Origin of the sequence: Cupriavidus taiwanensis (genome assembly GCF_900249755.1) — a bacterium.
Lineage (GTDB): Bacteria > Pseudomonadota > Gammaproteobacteria > Burkholderiales > Burkholderiaceae > Cupriavidus > Cupriavidus taiwanensis_D.
In genome coordinates this window covers 1,889,362-1,907,232 of sequence record NZ_LT976853.1, presented here as the reverse complement: position 1 = coordinate 1,907,232, position 17,871 = coordinate 1,889,362, and the positions used below count along the sequence as shown (strand labels likewise).

Annotated in this window: 14 protein-coding genes and 1 pseudogene; 8 read left to right on the top strand and 7 right to left on the bottom strand. The window is 62.6% G+C overall.

Going from position 1 to position 17,871, the window contains the following annotated elements; translation table 11 throughout:
- The first annotated feature begins 27 nt into the window (after positions 1–27).
- Positions 28–1,764 (top strand): alkyl sulfatase dimerization domain-containing protein, encoded by a 1,737-nt coding sequence (locus CBM2594_RS08710; RefSeq protein WP_198048115.1) that lies wholly within the window; start codon positions 28–30, stop codon positions 1,762–1,764.
- The gene (locus tag CBM2594_RS08705; RefSeq protein WP_116356481.1) at positions 1,761–3,512 is read left to right on the top strand and encodes an alkyl sulfatase dimerization domain-containing protein; all 1,752 of its coding nucleotides are present in this window, start codon (positions 1,761–1,763) and stop codon (positions 3,510–3,512) included. The genes CBM2594_RS08710 and CBM2594_RS08705 overlap by 4 nt, the downstream gene beginning before the upstream one ends.
- A 64-nt stretch (positions 3,513–3,576) precedes the next feature.
- Here CBM2594_RS08705 and CBM2594_RS08700 read toward each other — a convergent pair whose 3' ends face one another.
- The 4 genes from CBM2594_RS08700 to CBM2594_RS08685 are packed head-to-tail and all read right to left on the bottom strand — an operon-like array spanning position 3,577 to position 7,335.
- Positions 3,577–4,554: a tripartite tricarboxylate transporter substrate-binding protein gene (locus CBM2594_RS08700; protein WP_116357745.1), complete on the bottom strand. Its 978-nt coding sequence runs from the start codon at positions 4,552–4,554 to the stop codon at positions 3,577–3,579.
- Positions 4,555–4,577: 23 nt separating this feature from the next.
- Complete coding sequence (locus CBM2594_RS08695; protein WP_116356480.1) at positions 4,578–6,203, bottom strand: GMC family oxidoreductase; 1,626 nt, start codon at positions 6,201–6,203, stop codon at positions 4,578–4,580.
- Positions 6,200–6,805 (bottom strand): thiamine pyrophosphate-dependent enzyme, encoded by a 606-nt coding sequence (locus CBM2594_RS08690; protein ID WP_232346586.1) that lies wholly within the window; start codon positions 6,803–6,805, stop codon positions 6,200–6,202. The genes CBM2594_RS08695 and CBM2594_RS08690 overlap by 4 nt, the downstream gene beginning before the upstream one ends.
- Before the next feature lie 2 nt (positions 6,806–6,807).
- A complete protein-coding gene (locus CBM2594_RS08685) occupies positions 6,808–7,335 on the bottom strand; it encodes a thiamine pyrophosphate-binding protein (protein ID WP_116356478.1) in 528 nt (175 codons plus the stop codon).
- Between the two features lie 115 nt (positions 7,336–7,450).
- On the opposite strand from CBM2594_RS08685, the gene CBM2594_RS08680 reads away from it, so the two are divergent.
- The 3 genes from CBM2594_RS08680 (at position 7,451) to CBM2594_RS08670 (ending at position 11,770) form a co-directional block, all read left to right on the top strand.
- Positions 7,451–8,419, top strand: coding sequence for a LysR family transcriptional regulator (locus CBM2594_RS08680; protein ID WP_174077255.1), 969 nt, complete (start codon positions 7,451–7,453; stop codon positions 8,417–8,419).
- Between the two features lie 343 nt (positions 8,420–8,762).
- The gene (locus CBM2594_RS08675; RefSeq protein WP_116356476.1) at positions 8,763–10,187 is read left to right on the top strand and encodes a DUF1254 domain-containing protein; all 1,425 of its coding nucleotides are present in this window, start codon (positions 8,763–8,765) and stop codon (positions 10,185–10,187) included.
- A 179-nt stretch (positions 10,188–10,366) separates the two neighbouring features.
- Positions 10,367–11,770, top strand: coding sequence for a DUF1254 domain-containing protein (locus tag CBM2594_RS08670; protein ID WP_174077254.1), 1,404 nt, complete (start codon positions 10,367–10,369; stop codon positions 11,768–11,770).
- A 108-nt stretch (positions 11,771–11,878) separates the two neighbouring features.
- On the opposite strand, the pseudogene CBM2594_RS08665 reads toward CBM2594_RS08670, so the two are convergent.
- Positions 11,879–12,583: pseudogene (locus CBM2594_RS08665) on the bottom strand (ISNCY family transposase); the annotation flags it as partial.
- A gap of 332 nt (positions 12,584–12,915) precedes the next feature.
- Between CBM2594_RS08665 and CBM2594_RS08660 the strand changes: the two are divergent.
- The 3 genes from CBM2594_RS08660 (at position 12,916) to CBM2594_RS08650 (ending at position 16,159) form a co-directional block, all read left to right on the top strand.
- Positions 12,916–14,745 carry a galactose oxidase-like domain-containing protein gene (locus tag CBM2594_RS08660; protein WP_232346585.1) on the top strand — a complete coding sequence of 610 codons (1,830 nt, stop codon included), beginning with the start codon at positions 12,916–12,918 and terminating at the stop codon, positions 14,743–14,745.
- A gap of 72 nt (positions 14,746–14,817) precedes the next feature.
- On the top strand, positions 14,818–15,357 hold the full coding sequence (locus CBM2594_RS08655) for a DUF4142 domain-containing protein (RefSeq protein WP_116356474.1): 540 nt from the start codon (positions 14,818–14,820) through the stop codon (positions 15,355–15,357).
- Positions 15,358–15,481: 124 nt separating this feature from the next.
- Positions 15,482–16,159 carry an SOS response-associated peptidase family protein gene (locus tag CBM2594_RS08650; RefSeq protein ID WP_116357743.1) on the top strand — a complete coding sequence of 226 codons (678 nt, stop codon included), beginning with the start codon at positions 15,482–15,484 and terminating at the stop codon, positions 16,157–16,159.
- A 5-nt stretch (positions 16,160–16,164) separates the two neighbouring features.
- Here the strand turns inward: CBM2594_RS08650 and CBM2594_RS08645 are convergent, their stop codons facing one another.
- Together CBM2594_RS08645 and CBM2594_RS08640 are read right to left on the bottom strand one after the other, a co-directional pair.
- Positions 16,165–16,419, bottom strand: a complete 255-nt coding sequence (locus CBM2594_RS08645; RefSeq protein WP_116356473.1) for an RNA recognition motif domain-containing protein — start codon at positions 16,417–16,419, stop codon at positions 16,165–16,167.
- Between the two features lie 221 nt (positions 16,420–16,640).
- A complete protein-coding gene (locus tag CBM2594_RS08640; RefSeq protein WP_116356472.1) occupies positions 16,641–17,660 on the bottom strand; it encodes a hypothetical protein in 1,020 nt (339 codons plus the stop codon).
- Between the last annotated feature and the right edge of the window lie 211 nt (positions 17,661–17,871).

Below are 17,871 nucleotides of genomic sequence, written 5' to 3'. Positions count from 1 at the left end.
AGCTACTGGCAGGGGCATGATATGAACTTGAGCGACAGCACCGTTGCGCGCTACATGGGCGCCGCACGCGACAGGATTTCCACACCACGTGGCAGTATCGTCGCCCGTGAGATGGTGGAGGGCATCAGCAACACGTTCGCGGTCGAGCCTCGCCTGATCGAGGTCACGAAGGGCGTGTATTGCTACGCCGGGGGCAGTATCTCTATCCGCACGATGATCGATGCACCGGAAGGCCTCGTCATCTTCGATACCGGCGACGACATCGAGGATGGCGAGCGGGCATTGGCGGCTTTCCGCACGCTCAGCGACAAGCCGGTGCGGGCGATCATTTACAGCCACAATCACTATGCGCACGGCACCGTCCCCTTCCTGGCAGGCCAGGACGACGTCACGATCATTGGTCATGCGCTGGTCAACGAGCATTTCAAGGAACTGGCCACGGGCTTTGCGACCGGAGGCGATTTTCCCGAGGCCATGCCTGCGCTTACCGCGCGCTTCCTTGCCCAGTTTGGCTCCGTGCTGCCGGAGAGCGGGCCGGATTCCGGCTTCGCGGGAACGATTCCCATGGGCAAGAGACGCGGAACGGTTCCGGCGAACCGGCTGGTGACGGATGGCGAAGTACTGGAGGTGGCCGGATTGCGGATGCAGTTCTTCACGGAGCATTTCTCGGACTCCGAAGACACGCTGACGGCATGGGTTCCCGAGTTGGGCCTGGTACTGAACAACTTCCTCTGGCCATCGCTGTTCAACTTCTACACATTGCGCGGCGACGTGTGGCGCAATCCAGCATCATGGCGCGATGGCCTGCGCGTCATTCGCGACCTGGCGCCGGCCCACCTTGTCAACACGCATGCCTTGCCGATCAGCGGCGCGGAATCCGTGCGTGAGGCGCTCGACGGCTATATCGGCGCAATCAGCTTCCTGATCGACCAGACGCTGCGCGGCATCAACCGTGGCATGGGGCCGGCCGAGTTGCGCGAGTTCGTCCGCCTGCCCAAGGCGCTGGCGCAGTGTCCCCACAACGGGGAAACCTACAGCGAGTTCAGCTTCTTCCCGCCTCACCTTTACCACCATGTGTTCGGCTGGTTCGACGGCAATGCGGCGCACATTCACCGCCTGCCGCCGGCCGAGGAAGCGCGGCGCATCATTGCCGGCTTTGGCGGCGCAGATGCCGTAGCCGCTCAATGCCGCGCCGCGGCGGAAGCCGGCGAAGCGCTGTGGGCGTTGCAACTGGCCGACTACCTGTTGTGCGCGCAGCCGGCGGACGCTGCGAGGCGCCAGCTGAAGGCCGACGCGCTGCGCGAGATGGCCTACCGTTCGCCGGGCACGATCGCCCGGCACTTCTGCCTGACCGAAGCGTTGGCTCTGGAAGGGAAGGTCAGGCGACCCATCGCTGTGTTGCCGACTGTGGATGACATCGTTGCCGCCGATCCTGCCCGCTACGTTTCATTTCAGCGCATACGGCTGGACCCGGACAAGGCTTGCAATGCGCAGATGACGCTGCGCCTGCATATCGAGGACCGCGCACGCTGGTTCGCACTCGCCATCCGCCACGGGGTAGCGGAATTCCTTGCCGACGCGGCAGCGGAACGGGTGCCGGCGCATGCGGAACTCAGGCTCTCGCACCGGACCTGGGCCGAGTTCTATGTCGGCAAGACGACCCTGGCCCAGGCACTGGACAGCGGCGCTGCCAGTACCGGTGACCGCGCCGCGGTGGAGGCATTCTTTGCCTGCTTCGACGCGCCGGTTCTTGATAGTGAATGATTGATGCCACCAGCAAACGAAATCAAAGGCTGAATCGGATGACTAAGTTCCGCTCCATTTACATGGGCGCGCCTGCCGACATCGCGCGCGGCGTCCGCGGCGAGGTCGCCAATGCCGCGCTGATCTCCCACTCGCGTCAGTTCGCGCGCGCTCTGCATCGCGTGACCGATCGGGTCCATTGCCATGTTGGCAGTTGCCTCGGCAATTCCACCATGGTGCTGGGCCGCACCGGGAACATCGTGATCGATACGGGTGACTGCGTCGAGCAGTCGGCCATGCAACAGCAGGATTTCCGCGCTGTCAGCGACCGGCCCGTCAGTGCGCTGATCTATACCCACAGTCACTATGCGATGGGATCGCGCACCTACGTGCCGCAGGAGCGCGAGGGACAGGTCCCGGTCTGGGCGCATAAGGACATGATGCGCACGCTGGCGCGTACGCTGAGCGACGTACAGGCGGCGCTGACACGGCGTGCCAGTATCCAGTTCGGCCTCTACCTGCCCGACCAGGGCGAGGACGCGATGCCGAGCCACGGTATCGGGCCGTTCCTGTTCGAACTCGACAAGTATCAGCCAACCACCGGCTTTGTCCGCCCCACGAACCTGGTCGGCGACGGCGACGAAGCCGAAATCGACGGCGTTCGCTTCCAGTTCTTCGACGCTCCCGGCGACACGTATGACAGCCTGCTGATCTGGCTTCCTGAAGAGGGCATAGCGGTCAATAACGTCGCATGGCCGGCGCTGTTCAACATCTATACCCTGCGTGGGGAGACTTTCCGCAATCCAGCGGATCTGCTGCGCGGCCTGGACCAGTTGCTCGCAATGCGGCCCAGGCATCTGGTGGGCGTGCATGGCCTGCCCATCAACGGGGAGAAAGAGATCCGCCGTTGCGTCACGGACTATCGCGACGCCATCCAGTACCTCTACGACCAGACGGTGCGCGGCATCAATCTGGGCATGTCGGCGGACGAGCTGGTGGATTACGTCCGGCTTCCCGAGGCGTTGGCGCAGAGCCGGCTGACGCGCGAATTTTACGGCGAGGCCTCGTTCCATGTGCGCCAGATCTACAACGGCCTGATGGGGTGGTTCGGCAACGATACGGTCGAACTGCACCGCGTGCCGTCGGACGATAGGGCGGTGCGGATGGTGGCGTTGGCCGGAGGGCCGCAATGCATGCAAGCCAGTGTCGAGCAGGCGCTGGAGCGGCAGGAATACGCCTGGGCGGCAGAACTGGCAGGCTATCTGGTGCGTGCTTATCCCGAATGCGCACACTACCGCCAGCTCAAGGCCAGGGGGCTGCGGGCGATGGGGCAGGCCACGTCAGCGGCGAACTCCAGGGCCTGGTATCTGACACAGGCGCGTGAGCTTGAAGGTAGCGCCGACACAAGCCGGATTCCGGTCAACTTCGTCAACGCGGCCCTGGTGGCGCAATTTCCGCCACAGACCTATGTCAACGCGCTGCGCTTCCGGCTCGATCCGGCGCTGAGCGGCGCGGGCGCATCTAGTGTGGACCTGCGCTTCACCGATGTCGGCTTCGCCTGTCGCCTGCTGCTGCGCAATGGCGTCGTAGTGCTGGCACCGGTCGATGATGCATCGCCTGATGCCGGGATCGATATGTCGTTTTCCTTGTGGGCAAGCCTGGTGGGCGGCGAAGCCACGGCGCACGAGGCCGCCGGAAGCGAGGCCGTTCGGCTGACCGGTGACGCGAGGCTAGGCCGGGCAGTCCTCGACGCGGCACAAGGCAAGTGAGCAAGTTGACTTGGAGCAACGCCGACGCGCCATGCGGCATCGGCGTTGATTCCAGATGTTGCTCTCAGCGCTTCTGCACGCCTGTCTCGGCAATCTTCTTTCCCCAGATGTCGTAGTCGCTGCGGATACGGTCGCGCAACTCGGCCGACGTCGAGCTTTGTGGCTGCATGCCCATGTTGCGGAGCCGATTGGCGATCTCGGGCTGGCCGACAGCTTTGCGCAAGGATTCCTCCAGCCGCTTCATGGTGTCTGGCGCGACCCCCGAAGGCGCCACCAAGCCGTACCAGGAGTTGAGGCCGAACGGAATCCCCAGTTCTCTGAATGTCGGCACCGTGGGGAGCATCGGAGAGCGCTGCGGCGACGTAACGGCCAGAACACGCACCTTACCAGCGTTGACCTGGGTCGACGTCAGGCCCCATCCGCCAAAGACCGCGTCGATTTCGCCACCAAGCATGGCCAACACGGATTCGTTGGAGCCCTTGTAAGGGATGTGCACGATATCGACACCGGCGGCCTTCTTCATGACCTCGCCGCTGATATGGCCTGCGCTGCCTTCGCCCCATGAGCCAAAGCTAAGCTTGCCCGGACTGGATCTGGCGCGGGCGACCAGGTCGGCGTATGAGGTGATCGGCGAATTTGCCGGTACCATCAGCGCATTCCCTGAAACAGAAATCAGACCGATCGGAGCGATGTCGGTCAGCGGATCAAAGAGCTTCCTGGCGATGAGGTGAGGCGACAGGGCGAGCACTGCCTGGTAGACGATGCCGATGGTGTAGCCGTCAGCTTTGGCGCTTGCGACAGAGGCCACGCCGATCAATCCACTGGCGCCGACCTTGTTCTCGACGACGATCGGCTGGCGCAGGTCCGCGCTCATGTGGCGGGCCACGAGGCGCGCCAGGATGTCAGGCTCGCCGCCGGGGCTGGCGGGTACCACGAGCTTGATGGGATGGGCGGGAAAACCAGGTTCCGCGTGTGCCGCGGGACTCAGGGAGACGCAGCAAAGCGCCGCAAGGGAGATCAAACGGGCAACGTGCTTTTTCATGATGGTCATCTGCGGGATGTGGATCAGCGGCTGGCGTCTTCAAGGATCAGGTCGACTGCCTTTTCACCGATGGCAATCGAGGGGGCGTTGGTGTTGGCGGAAGGCATCGTCGGCATGATGGAGGCATCGGCGACGCGCAGGCACGACACGCCGCGCACGCGCAGGCGCTCGTCCACCACCGACCCCGCATCGCTGCCCATGCGGCAGGAGCCGATAGGGTGGTAAGAGGTCTGTCCAACGGCGCGCGCATAGTCCAGCAGCGCCTCGTCAGAGTTTCCGGCAGGACCGGGCCGGGTTTCCCGCACCACGAAACGCGCCAGGGCCGGCTGCCGGGATACCTTGCGCGCCAGCCGCAACGCGCCCAGCATGGATGCGACGTCATCGGGGTGTTGCAGGTAGTTGGCGTTCATCGCGGGTGCCTGCGCCGGATCCGGCGATACGATGTGCACCGACCCCTGCGACTTCGGCGTGAGCGCAAAGGTGCCGATGGAGAAACCCGAGAACTCGTCGAGGACCAGCTTGCCGGCCGTGCGCGCATCGGCGCTCGAGAGGTAATGCAGCTGCAGCTTTGCGTCCGCCTGCCTCAAGTGCGGCGCGGTGCGCACCAGGGCATGGGCGATCGCGCTGCCGCTGCTCATGAGGCCGTTGCCATGCACGGCCAGGCGTGCGGCCATCTGCGCCTTGCGCCACAGGTTCGGCATGATCTGATTCAGCGTCACGGCGTCGCGGGATTCAAAGGTCAGGCGCACGTGCAGATGGTCGCGCAGGCCTTCGCCAACGGCCGGTGCGTGATGCCGCACGTCGATACCGAAGCCACGCAGGCGTTCCGCATCGCCAATCCCGGAAAGTTCCAGCAGTTGCGGGGACTGCAGTGCGCCGGCCGAGAGGATGACCTCCTTGGCGGCGAGGACCTGGCGCAGTTCACCGTCGACCCGGTATTCGACACCGCACGCACGCGTGCCATCGAACAGGATGCGTTGCGCCATGGCGCCCGTCTGCACGCGCAGCGTGCTGCGCGCAGGCAGCGACTTCAGGTACGCATCCCGTGCACTGACACGCAGGCCACGCCGGGTGTTGAGCTGGAGGTAACCGACCCCTTCATAGCTGGCGCCGTTGTAATCCGGATTGGCTGGTATGCCGGCCTGCACGCAAGCCTGCACAAAGCCATCCATCAGCGGCTGACGCGGACCGTACTCGCTCACCCGTACCGGGCCTGCGTGCCCGCGTACTTCCGGGTCGCCCGGCGGGTAGCACTCGGCCCGCTTCAGGTAGGGCTTGAACCCGTCACTGTCCCAGCCGGCCAGTCCATGCTCGTCGCGCCAGCGGTTGTATTCCTGTGGGTCGCCATGGACCCAGATCATGCCGTTGACCGCCGATGAGCCACCGAGCACGCGGCCGCGCGGCCAATAGATTTCCCGGTGGTTCAACTGCGCTTCGGGCTGCGTGAAGAAGCGCCGGACGACCCGCTCATCGCGGATCAGGTACGCGACGCCGGCCGGTACCCGGATCCACACCTGGCGCGAGTCCGTGCCTGCCTCGAGTAGTGTCACGCTGTACCGGCCAGAGCGTGCCAGGCCCGCGGCCAGGGCGCACCCGGCCGACCCCGCCCCGACCACGACATAGTCCGCTGTTGTCTGCGTCGCTTTCATGCGGAGGTTCCCAGGTTACGCATCAGGCGCCGCGCCTCCATGCCCATGCGCGCGAAGCGAGCGTCCGGCTGTTCCGGCTGCAGCAGATCCGGGCCGAAGCGCGGCGCCGTCGGTGCAATGGCCAGCTCGATGAGTGCCGGAGCTGGCAGGGCCAGGCAGGAAGCAATGCCTTCCCGCAAGGTCTCGGCCCGGTCAAAACGGGTCGCGCTGGCATAGCCTGCGGCTTTTGCCATGGCACAGAAGTCGACCGGCGCCGAACCCGCGACCGGCAGGTTGGCGCCGCCGTTGAACTGAACCCCATTGGCAAACACGAAGTGGTAGAGATTCGCCGGGCGTGCGCCCGCGACCGTCGCCAGCACGCCAAGCTCCATCAAGAGGCTGGCATCGCCGTCCAGCACGATAACCTTGCGTTGCGGCAACGCGAGGGACAGTCCCAACGCGAGGCCGGCTGCTCCGCCCATCAACGGCACGGAGGACAGGCCCAGCGCATAGTCAGGATCGATCTGATCCATGCAGGTCATGGCGGACATCGTGCTGACCACGATGGCTTCTGACCGCGCGTCGCGAATGATCTCGCAGGCTTCTTGTGTATTCAGCGTCATGCTCAGTTCCATCCGGTGTAGTGACCCACCAGCACAGCAGCGGGCATCTGGCGCGCAGCGCTGCTGCGCGTTGCTTCCTCGATACAGCCGATGTCGCGCGGTCCATCCAGGCGCCAGTGCGCAATGCCCATCACGTCCAGCATCGGTTCTACGAGGTTCACCACGCGCCGACGTGACTCGACCGGGTTGCGTCCGACGTTGTCGAACTCGCGCCCGAACTGGCCGACCAGCAGCAGCATCGGCAGGCCAGCGTCCAGGCCGACGGCGCGCAAGCTGTTGATGCAGTTGAGCAGGCCCTGGTTTTGAATCAATACGGCCGCCCGCTTGCCACCGATATGCAAACCGCCAGCCACATGGATGGCCTGGTTCTCATCCGAGCAATGAATGACTTTGAACTCCGGCCGACGGTCGAGCAGGGCGTGGACCGAGAGCTGTACGAAGTCAGGCACGGTGACGATGTGGTGCACGCCGCAGACGTCGAGCCGGTCGACGATGGCACTGGCGGCAACTGATGAAGGTATGGCTGTCATGGGCTCGCTTCTCAAAATGATGGAGGTAGTCTACGAAGCGCGGCCATAATCGACTATTCATATAATCTGATACATTGATGCCAAAAACGTATCGATGAAACTTGGCGCCGGCACCATGGACGACCTCTACCACCACCTGCTGCGCAAGCTGCGGCTGCGGCATTTCGAGCTGCTGGGCCACTTGGGGGAAGTGGGTACCGTGCACGCGGCCGCCAAGCGCATGCACCTTACCCAGCCAGCCGTGTCGCGCATGATCCAGGAGATCGAGGAGATCTTTGGCGGCCCCCTGTTCGACCGCACCGCGCGCGGGATTTCTCCCAACCACATCGGACTCGCGTTGATGCGTCGGTGCGGCATGCTGGTGGCGGAACTGGCGGCTGCCCAGCAGGAAGCCACCGTGATGCGTGCGGGCGCAAGCGGGCTGCTGCGCATTGGCACCTTTTCCGGCTCGACCTCGTTGCCGCAGGGGGTGGTCGAGCTGCGACGGCGCATGCCGAACGTGTTCGTGCAGATCCGCGAAGGGCAGGTGAGCCAGCTTATCGCCGACCTGCTGCAGGGCGAGATTGACTGCATCGTCGGTGCGCTGGCGCCCGATGAACTCAACAACGAGCGGCTGGACCAGCTGCGTGTCGAGGTGCTGGCCGAAGACCGCATGTGCGTGGTCGCGTCTCGAACCCATCCGCTGGCCAGGCGGAAAAAAATCAACTGGACTCAGCTTGCCGGGCAGCAATGGATCCTGCCACCCCGCGGCTCTCTGCTGCGCCGTGCCGTCATCGCCGCCTGCCTGACCGAGGGCATCACACCGCCGCAACCGTGCATCGAATGCCTGTCACCCCTCACGGTGCTGACGCTCATCCGCATGGATCCGCGCTGCATCGGGCCGATGCGCGTGCAGCAGGCAGAGGAGGAGGTCAGGATCAACAGGAGTCTGGTCATCCTGGATGTGCAACGCTGCGCCGCAATCCCCCCTCTGACCATGATCACGCGAGCTGCAACCGGTATGCGCGAGCTCGTCACAGCGCTAAAGAGTTGCCTCGTCGATTCAGTCGGCGGCAACGCAACGAAGCCGACCATTTCAGGGTAATTGCGAACTGAGTCGCCAGCTGAGCCGCGCCGGAAACCGTGGAGGCTGGTTGTTTTAAGTTAATTGCGGTTCGGAGGCAGGCTTCTTAAACTGCCGATAGTAGTTTGCTCGGCTTCGGCGTCGATATTCGGATTGGTTTGCGTTATTGGCCGGAATCCCCCGAGAATGGGCCCAGAGGGCGCGGCGGACGCTTTACGGTCACTCTGCTGTTCCCCAACAAGTAGGGTTTTGCAAACGCCGGTGGGCAGAACGCGCAGACCATCGGTAAGGCGGCAATGCAAAGTTGTCATCGAGCGGTGCTTGCGCACCGCTTGCTGGCCCGAGCTTCCCAAGGAGAAACTGCATGAATAGTCGAATCGCACGCCTGCTAGGTATCGTCGTGATAACCGGTCTAACGGCAATGGCTCCCTTGCCGTCCACCGCCGCCACGCGAGACTTTCCCGACGAATTGCTGACCACGGCGGGCACACCAGAGGTAATCGCGAAGGGCCAGGAAGCTGATGGCTATGCCTTGGCCGTCTCGGCGTATACATGGGGCTACCCGCTGGTCCGCATGGAGCGGGTGATGCGCGAGTACGTCGATGTTCCGTCGCCGAAGCCGCCAACCAGCTACCGCGCGCCGCTCAACGAGATGGGCTGGGCGACCAAGTTGGCGAATCCCGACGCCAAGGATATGCCAACGGCGAACAACGACACCTACTACATGAGCGCGGTTTTAAACCTGACCGAGCCGTATGTGCTGACAGTGCCCGATACACGTGACCGCTACTACGTCGTTGATCTGTTCAACATGTGGCAGGAGCTGGAGCACTACGTGGGCCGCCGCGTGACCGGCACCAAAGCCGGCAAGTTCCTGATCGCTCCGCCGGGCTGGAAGGGCAAGGTCCCGGCGGGGATGAAGCGACTCGATATCAGCACCAACAAAGTCTGGCTGTGGGGGCGACTTCAGGTCAAACAGGGGGAAGATACGGCGCCGGTGCTCGCCCTGCAGAAGCAGTTCAGTGTCAAGCCCTTGAGCGGCAAGACCAGCAACATCACCGCTTTACCCCCGCTGCCCGATATCGGCAACGATGAATTCGGTTTCTTCAAGCACCTTGCCTTCGCATTGCAATCCACCAGCGTGAAGCCAGCGGACGAGGCGCTGTTCGCGCAATACGAGCGCATCGGCCTCACAAAGAAGGGATTTGACCCAAGCAAGCTCAGCGAAGCCACACGCAAGGGCATGTCACGCGGGTTGAAGGACGGTCCGGCCGTCGCAGCGGCATCCATGGTCGGCTCCTCCAGTGTGCGCAACGGTTGGAGCTGGGTGACAGGCCTTGACAGTTTCGGCTACGACTATCCCCTGAGAGCCCTGGTATCCGGCCCGTACTTGGGCGGACAGGGCGAGCGCGAGGCAATGTACCCGCTTCGATACACCGACAGCGAGGGCAAGCCACTGAGCGGCGCCAATCGCTATGTGGTGAAGCTCGATTCGGCGCCGCCCGTGGATGCCTTCTGGTCCCTGACGATGTACAACGCCGACGACAAGATGCTCGTACCTAACGAACTGAACCGCTACAAGGTCGGTTCGGATACGCAAGGGCTGAAGGTGGCGTCGGATGGTTCCATCACGATTCCAATCCAGGCGAACAAGCCCGAGGGCGAAAATGCCGCCAACTGGCTGCCGGCGCCGAAGGGCGGGTTTTACGTGATCCTCCGGATGTACCAGCCGAAGCAGGAAGTCCTGGATAACAAGTGGAAGTTGCCTCAATTGACCAGGGTTCCCTAGAGTATCGAACCGCGTCCGCGCAAGGGGAAACGGTCGCGGCGACACATCCGTTCCGACCCGCACGGTCCCTCGCTATTGCCATGCTTGGCGAAGTCATAAGCAGATGTGGGATGTCGCGTAATTCATGTCCGCAGCAAAAATGGTTTTCCGGGGCGCTCATTAATAATCGGAGATGGAGTATGAATCGTTCTATTCTTAAGCCAGTCTCATGGGCCTTTGTCGCTATCCTTTTTTTGGCTGGTGCCTCGACAACGACATTCGCTGAAGAATCGGCGACGAACGCGCAGACCGATGAGAAAATTGCCTATGCAATTGGCATGGAGGCAATTTTTTACGGCTTTGCCCCTGTCATGATGCAACTTGGTCTGCAAAGCCAGACTGAGGCTGACAAGCCGTATGACAATGGGCAAGCGCCCGTGAACCAGATGGGGCATGCCCGACGCCTCTATGGGCCTAACGACAAGTTCGTCGTTACAGCCAACAATGACACGCTCTATTCTTTTGCTGGCTTGGACCTGTCGAAAGAACCAGTGGTATTAACAGTCCCCGATACCAAAGGGCGTTACTACATCATGCAACTCCTTGACGCCTATTCTCGTTCGATCGAGGACATCGGTATCGGTACGCTCGGCGCCAAGGGTGGAACGTTCGCCATCGTGGGCTCCGACTGGAAAGGAACGTTGCCTCCAGAGATGGTACGAATTACTTCGCCAACGCCGCAGGTTTACGTGATTGGAAGAACCGGGGTAGATGGCACGGAAGACTTGCCCGCCGCGCGGACTCAGCAGGATCAGTATCGACTGACACTGCTGAGCAACTATAAAAAACCGTTCAAAAAGCTGGAGTCGGGTCACAAAGGCGCCAGTGCCAAAATGGGCTTTCCCGAAGGGCTGGATTTCTTCGCAGTCCTTGACCGCGCGATACGTCTGAATCCGTTGCAAGAAGACGCGCCGATTACCGGCCAGTTCAAGCGGATCGGCATTGGCCTCGATAAACCCTTCGACGCGGCGTTGCTGCCGGAGCCGACAAAGCGTGGATTGGTTCGAGCCCTGCAGGATGGAATAGCCGCGGTGAAGCGCGTCGCGATGGATTCTGGTTCGCGCGTCAACGGCTGGAATATGGAGTTCAAAGGGGGTGAGTATGGCACCGATTACCTGCTTCGTTCGGCTATTGCTTATAAGCAACTGGGATTGAACAAGGCGTTGCGTGCACTTTACCCCAATCGGTACATCGACGCTGAAGGAAAGCAACTAAACGGGAAGCACGCCTACAGGATCCGATTTGATGGCAACGTTCCTGTCAAGGCGTTCTGGTCCTTGACCATGTATGACGCCAAAGAGCTATTCATGGTAGAGAATCCAATTAAGCGCTATTCAATCGGGGATCGGACTAAGGGTCTAAAAACCGATTCAGATGGAAGTCTAACCCTGTACATCCAGGCCAAATCACCTGGACCTGACAAGGAATCGAATTGGCTTCCCTCACCCAACGGTGACTTCTTTTTGCAGATGCGTCTCTACGAACCTGCCGAGCAAATCCTGAACGGAACCTATAGACTTCCGCAGGTCACGCGCGTGGACTGACCGCGTGGCGCGAAGATGAAGCCATCCGCTCCGAAGAACTGGTGAAACTCCTTGAAAGTTTCATTGTGGTTAGGGGCTGGCTAGCGTTGGCGCGCTGTCAGCCCGCTTTTATACCTGTGCTGTCCAGCCGGTTTTGGTGTTCGGCGCCGGCTGACGCGGGCACGGCGTCGCGCCCACCAGCGTGCGCGACGGCCCGGCTTGCTGGCGACTGTAGCGCCGTGCCTGCACCTTGGCAGCCAGCGCCAGCACCGCTCCCAGCCGCTTGTTCTCGACCCCCGCGCCCTGCTCGATCTCGCCCAGCCGGTCATAGGTGGTGTAGGGCAGGGCAGCGCCATCGGCCCACAACTCGATCCGGCCGTCCGGATACTCGGCGACCTCGATATACCGATGGATCAGGCACCAGTGCTCGAGCCGGTCCTCAAGCAGATACATCACTTTGTCGTACTGCAGCGTGAGGCTCTGCGACACCTTGCGCCATTCGCGCCAGCTGAAAATGCGCGCCAGGTCTTCGTCGCCACGCAGCGGCCGGTGCGCATCGAAATCGCGCTTGGGCACCTTGGCAAAGCGCGCGTTGAAGTCCGCGATGAACAGCGGGGCAAAGGCGTTGTCGGCTTCCATCGAGCTCATCCGGCGCAGCCGCAGCTCCTTGACCAGCCGGTCTTGCAGCGTGTCGTTCATCCGCTCCACGCGGCCCTTGGCCGGGCTCGAATTGGCGCACAGGATGTCGATGTTGAGTTCGAACAGTGCGCGCCCGAACTCCCTGGCGTTGACGCGGAAGATGCCGGCCTTGTCCGAATAGAACGCCATCGGCTTGCGATCCGGGACGGGGTACGACATTTGAATTCATCTCAAGTACGGCATTAGAAAAAAACGGCCAACGTACATACAACACCAACGTTTCGCATAATGTATCTTATGTTAAGTGATGGATAGACACCGCCTTCCGACCCGCCCAGCGCACCCCACGCCCCACGAACAAAACACAAGCCCGCAATCGCATGCCTTCTGTGCGCAAGCCCACATTGCCTCTCGGCTTGCCCCCCTAAGCTAGAAAAGTCCGGTGCGAATGCCCTCGCGGCATGCCACCGCGAGTTCCCCCGCGCGGATTTTTTGCGGCGAGGCCTTTGCCTGTCCAGCCGGCAAGGATGACCTTTGCCTCGATGCTTGCTCGCGGGCTTTCCGAGATTGCCGGGAATGGCCGTCACGTCGATTCCATGGCAACGCTGTCACCGCAGGAGGTGATGCAAATGCGTCGACTCACGATCTTCCGGAAAACCGTGTGGGCATCCGTGGTGGGCTTTTCGCTGGTGGCGCTGCCGATTCACGCAGCCCCGCCCGTCAGCTTTGATAATGACGCCTGCACCAACCCTTCCGCCGAGGCCAGGCTGAAGCAGCGGGAAACCGCTGTGCTCGGACCCAGCCATGCGGAGGCGCATGCCAGGGCACGCGGCAAGCAGTGCCGCGTGGCAAGAGGACTGGAACAGCCTTCCGCGCCGGATGAACAGGTGCTGGCAGCGGCCAGGGCCCAGGCGACCAATACGGCCGGCCAATGGAGCGAGCCGTTCGTCATTCCCGTGGTCGGCATCACGGCGGTATTGCTGCACACTGGCAAGGTGCTGTTCTGGTCGTACGAGCCGACGCAATACCATAATCCGGCTGCGTCCAATACCGGCGTTGCCTATGTGTGGGATCCGGCGACACGCACCGGACACGCCATTACGCCGCCGGAGAATATCTGGTGTGCCGGGCAGACGATATTGAGCGACGGCAGGGTTTTCATTGCCGGAGGCAACCTGCGCTACCCGGACGGGAACGCACCGGAAGGACAGCAAAACTTCCAGGGCGCGCTGAGCAGCTATACCTTCAATCCCCTTACCGAGACCTGGACCGCGCAGCCGGATATGTCGGTCGGCCGCTGGTATCCAACCGTTACCAAGCTGGCAGACAACCGCGTAGTCATCACCAGCGGTCTCGACGAAACGGGATCGGGAAATACCACCGGGGTGGTCGAGTTGTTCACCCCTGCCGCAGGCATGGACAGCGTCGGCACGATGAGCACGATTTCTTTCCGCAACCCGTCCGGCATGTATCCGTTCCAATACCTGCTTGGTTCGGGCCAGATGATGCAGGCCGGGCCAGCCTTCTGGAATACCGCGCTGCTGACGCCTGGCACCTGGTCATGGAGCAGCATTCCGAACATGCTGAGCTCGCACTATGAATGGGCCAACGGCGTTCTCTATACCGATGCCTCGGTCACGCCGGTCAAGCAGGTCGTGATGATTGCGGGCGGCGCCGAAGGCGACAGCGCCTTCCGCAACAACGAGTGGTTTGATGTCGGCAACCCCAACGCCGGGTGGCGGCAGTTTCCGCAATGGCTGCAGCCCCGGCATAACGCCAATACCGTAATCCTGCCGGATGGCACGCTGCTTACGGTAGGCGGCAATGCGGCAAGCAACGGCTATGACAACCCGCATTTTGACAGCGAGCTTTACAACAAGCCGGCCGGCGATCCGACCGGCAGCTGGATTCCGATGAGTCCGAACACGATTCAGGCGGGCTACCACTCGAGTGCCATCCTTCTGCCCGACGCCACCGTCCTGCTGTCCCAGGACGATATGAACCCACTCGCCGCCAGCACGCACCAGGCACAGGTGTATTCGCCACCCTACCTGTTCAAGGGCGGGCGTCCCAGGATTACCAGTGCACCCGGTGCCGTGAGCCTGGGGCAGACTTTTACCGTCGGCTCCAGCACGGCCAGTGTTTCCAGCGTGGCGCTGGTCGCACCGGGGGCCGTGACCCACGCCAACGACATGCACCAGCGCTATATCAAGTTGCGGCATACCAAGCAGGGCTCCAAGAACCTGCGGGTCACCCTGCCCGCCTCCAGCGCGCTGGTGCCTCCGGGCTACTACATGCTGTTCATCATCGATGGACAGGGCGTGCCGTCCGTCGCCAAATTCGTCCGCGTCTCCTGAGGCCATCGGCACATTTGCATGGAGGCATGATTGTTGCAAGGCGGGGTATGGTTGCCCGTTCAGGAGACAGTCATGCCATTCAACGCACGCCAGCCCGGCCGCCCTCGGCTTCACGCCAGAACCGCCCTCGCGGCAATGCTGCTTTGCCTGACAACAGGCCTGTACGCCGCGCCGCCCGCCGGCGATGTCGACTTCATGAACAAGGCCGCACAGGCGGGCCAGATGGAGATCGAGGCCAGCAAGCTGGCCGAGACCAAGGCCGCCAGCGCTACGGTCAAGCGCTTTGCCGGGCAGATGCTGCAGGATCACCGCGCCGCGGCGGAAGACCTCAAGCGGCTGGCCAACACCAAGGGCGTGCAATTGCCAACCACGCCAGGTCCCGATGATCAGAAGAAGCTGGAAGCCCTGGGCGCGCTGCAAGGCGCCAGCTTCGACAAGCAGTACGCCAATGAAGTCGGCGTCAAGGCGCACAACGATGCCGTGGCGCTGTTCCGCAAGGCCGCAAGCGACGCGCGCGACAGCGACGTAAGGGACTTCGCCAAGAAGACCTTGCAGACGCTTGAGCATCATCTGGAATCGGCCAGGAAAATGGCTTCGGAGGTATCGCGATAGCCGTCGGGCATTCCGGTCAACTGGCGCGACGCCTACCCTTCCCTTCGCCCCCGCCTGGACAGGCATTGCGGATCGCGGCTGACCGTACCTGCGGCAATGCGCTTGACGTCAGGGAGGCATGATCGTGTGTACCAATTACGCCCCGGTACCAGCGCCGGTGCTGCGCGATGTTTTCGGTGCCGAGCCACCGCCCGGCACATGGAAGCCGGAGGTCTGGCCCGGCGATGCCGCGCCGATCGTCCGTGCGGATGCCAGCAGCCGAAGCGAGTGCCTGTTGGCAACCTTCGGACTGGTGCCACGCTCGCGTCATGTCCACGGCGCCCGGGATTTCGAAACCATGAACGTCCGTGCCGAGTGCGTCGGCGACAAGCGAGGTTCATGCAGCGCGTGGCACCGCACCCAGCTGTGCCTGGTGCCTGCGATGGCTATCTACGAGCCGTGCTATATCGCCGGCCAGGGTTGGATCCGGTACCGGATCTGGCTGCCGGACGAGCCGGCGCTCGGCATTGCCGGACTGTGGAAGCAATGGCCGGACGGATCCTGTTCTTTCGCCATGTTCACGGTGAGCGCGCCGGGCCATGCGGTGATGAAACGGATGCACGCCCCGGGCAAGGAAAAACGGTCGGTCGTCATGATTCCGCACCTGCAATGGGGCGCGTGGCTGGCGTGCCGGGATCCTGAACTGGCGCGAAGCTTCATGGCGCTCTACCCGGCCGAGAAAATGATGGCTGTCCCTGACCCGCTTACGCCTCAACCGGCCGAGGAGGCCGGCGCGGCAAGCCTGGGCGCGCCATCACGGTAAGCCGCCTACGCAAAGCGGTCATGCAGGATGGAAGCGCTCAGCTGGCGCTTCTTCCAGTACATATGGTCGATGCGCTGCTGCAGCTTGCCCAGCACCGCAGGGTCCAGGCCGCCATAAGTCAGCAGCACGGCCGGGTGCGAGCCGTCGCCGTCCTCATGCTCAAGACTGTCGAAAGGCGGGAAACCGTACTTTTCCAGGAACGCCCGGATTTCTTCGTCCGAGGTGTCGGGGTCGATATTGGTGAGCAGCAGGCGGCTCATATTCTCTCCCAATCTAGCAAAGGATGACGGCACGCAGGCGGGGGTGCGCTTTTGAGGTTAGCACCTCGGCACCGTTGCTGCAGGACCGGCCCCAAAGCCTGGGCAGCAGGCCGCCGGCCACGATTGCACGAATTCCCGTGCCAACAGCGGCCGGCTTTGCAAATAATCCCTGGCAATCCCTGCGGTCAGTCCAGGGCTGGACTGTCCATACAGTAGGCTGCTTACCGGTTCGGCGATGCGGCCGCCACCGCAGCGGTCGTTGCGGCAACGCCCGCCGGTGCCGCAGGGACATCGGTGGCCTTGACCGGATCATCCTTTGCGGCCGGTGGTGGCAGTTCAAACTGCGCCATGTTCGGATCCTGCTCGGCAGCATCTGTGATCGACACGATCCTGCGGTCGAAGATGTTGACGCCCGTGAATACGATCACGTCGCCCAGGCGCGGAGTGAAGGCAATATAGTCGGGTTCGTCGACGACCAGGTTGCCCTTGACCTTCAGCGGCTGCTTGACAAAGGCATACTGCCCGCCGACATAGGTCCATTTGGCGGTATCGCGCTGGGTCTTGCCAGCAATATCGCGCAGCATCACGTCGATGCTTCGCTTCAGCGATTGCTCCAGGGCAAGCCTGAGCGGCCGGGCGTCGTCCTTGAACCAGCCGTTGTCGCCGGTGAACGGCTTGGCCTCGGCACTGGCCGAGATATAGCGGGTGCTCCATACCTGCGCGCCCGAGGCATCCTTCAGCGTGGCGCGTACCACCACATAGGGCCGCACGTCGGTATCGTTGATAAAGCTCAGTACGCCGAACGGCATCAGCGTCAGCTGCGGCGTACCAGGGGCGGCGGGGCCGTACTTCAGCTTGCCGGCGCTATCGGCGATGCCTTCCTTGACCAATTGCTCCGTGGCGGTAAGCAGGTCGTGATTGGCCAACGCCTTGTCGTCGCCCAGCAACGACTTGCCGCGCTCCGCATTGATCGCGCTGCCGACCAGCACGCCGAGCGGGCCAAACAGGATCGATGCGCCCTGCCCGGCCTGATGGCCGCTGACAAACAGGCGTGTATTGGGCACGACGTGGACGCCGGTCGGCATTTCCGACCAGGTGGAAGGCAACTCCTTGGTGATGTCGACCGAAACCTGTTTCTGCTCCTTCGGGAACGGCTCGGCATTGTGGAAGGTGGCACAGCCCGCCAGCGTGGCAATGCAGGCGATGGCGGGGATATATCTGGAAATAGCGACCCTTGGCATTTTTGTTTTTTTACGTATGGGATGATGCCTGCGTCCGGCGGACGCCAGCCCGCGGTGCCCTTGCAGCGACGCAATGGCGCTGGAAGGAATCCGCGGCGGGTCAGCTTAGCATTGCGGCAAAGGCGGGCAAGCCGGCAACAAGTGGGGTTGTCAGCGCCGTGCAACACCGCCGATTTGCGGCCCGCCAAAGCAAAAACCCCTCGCAGCGAAT

Bases quoted from the DNA above. Each gene is read 5' to 3' on its own strand.
- CBM2594_RS08660 (WP_232346585.1), top strand. From the start codon at position 12,916: ATGACCTTTGCCTCGATGCTTGCTCGCGGGCTTTCCGAGATTGCCGGG.
- CBM2594_RS08690 (WP_232346586.1), bottom strand. From the start codon at position 6,805: ATGACGCTGAATACACAAGAAGCCTGCGAGATCATTCGCGACGCGCGG.
- CBM2594_RS08670 (WP_174077254.1), top strand. From the start codon at position 10,367: ATGAATCGTTCTATTCTTAAGCCAGTCTCATGGGCCTTTGTCGCTATC.
- CBM2594_RS08695 (WP_116356480.1), bottom strand. From the start codon at position 6,203: ATGAAAGCGACGCAGACAACAGCGGACTATGTCGTGGTCGGGGCGGGG.
- CBM2594_RS08685 (WP_116356478.1), bottom strand. From the start codon at position 7,335: ATGACAGCCATACCTTCATCAGTTGCCGCCAGTGCCATCGTCGACCGG.
- CBM2594_RS08680 (WP_174077255.1), top strand. From the start codon at position 7,451: ATGGACGACCTCTACCACCACCTGCTGCGCAAGCTGCGGCTGCGGCAT.
- CBM2594_RS08640 (WP_116356472.1), bottom strand. From the start codon at position 17,660: ATGCCAAGGGTCGCTATTTCCAGATATATCCCCGCCATCGCCTGCATT.
- CBM2594_RS08705 (WP_116356481.1), top strand. From the start codon at position 1,761: ATGATTGATGCCACCAGCAAACGAAATCAAAGGCTGAATCGGATGACT.
- CBM2594_RS08700 (WP_116357745.1), bottom strand. From the start codon at position 4,554: ATGAAAAAGCACGTTGCCCGTTTGATCTCCCTTGCGGCGCTTTGCTGC.
- CBM2594_RS08655 (WP_116356474.1), top strand. From the start codon at position 14,818: ATGCCATTCAACGCACGCCAGCCCGGCCGCCCTCGGCTTCACGCCAGA.
- CBM2594_RS08645 (WP_116356473.1), bottom strand. From the start codon at position 16,419: ATGAGCCGCCTGCTGCTCACCAATATCGACCCCGACACCTCGGACGAA.
- CBM2594_RS08675 (WP_116356476.1), top strand. From the start codon at position 8,763: ATGAATAGTCGAATCGCACGCCTGCTAGGTATCGTCGTGATAACCGGT.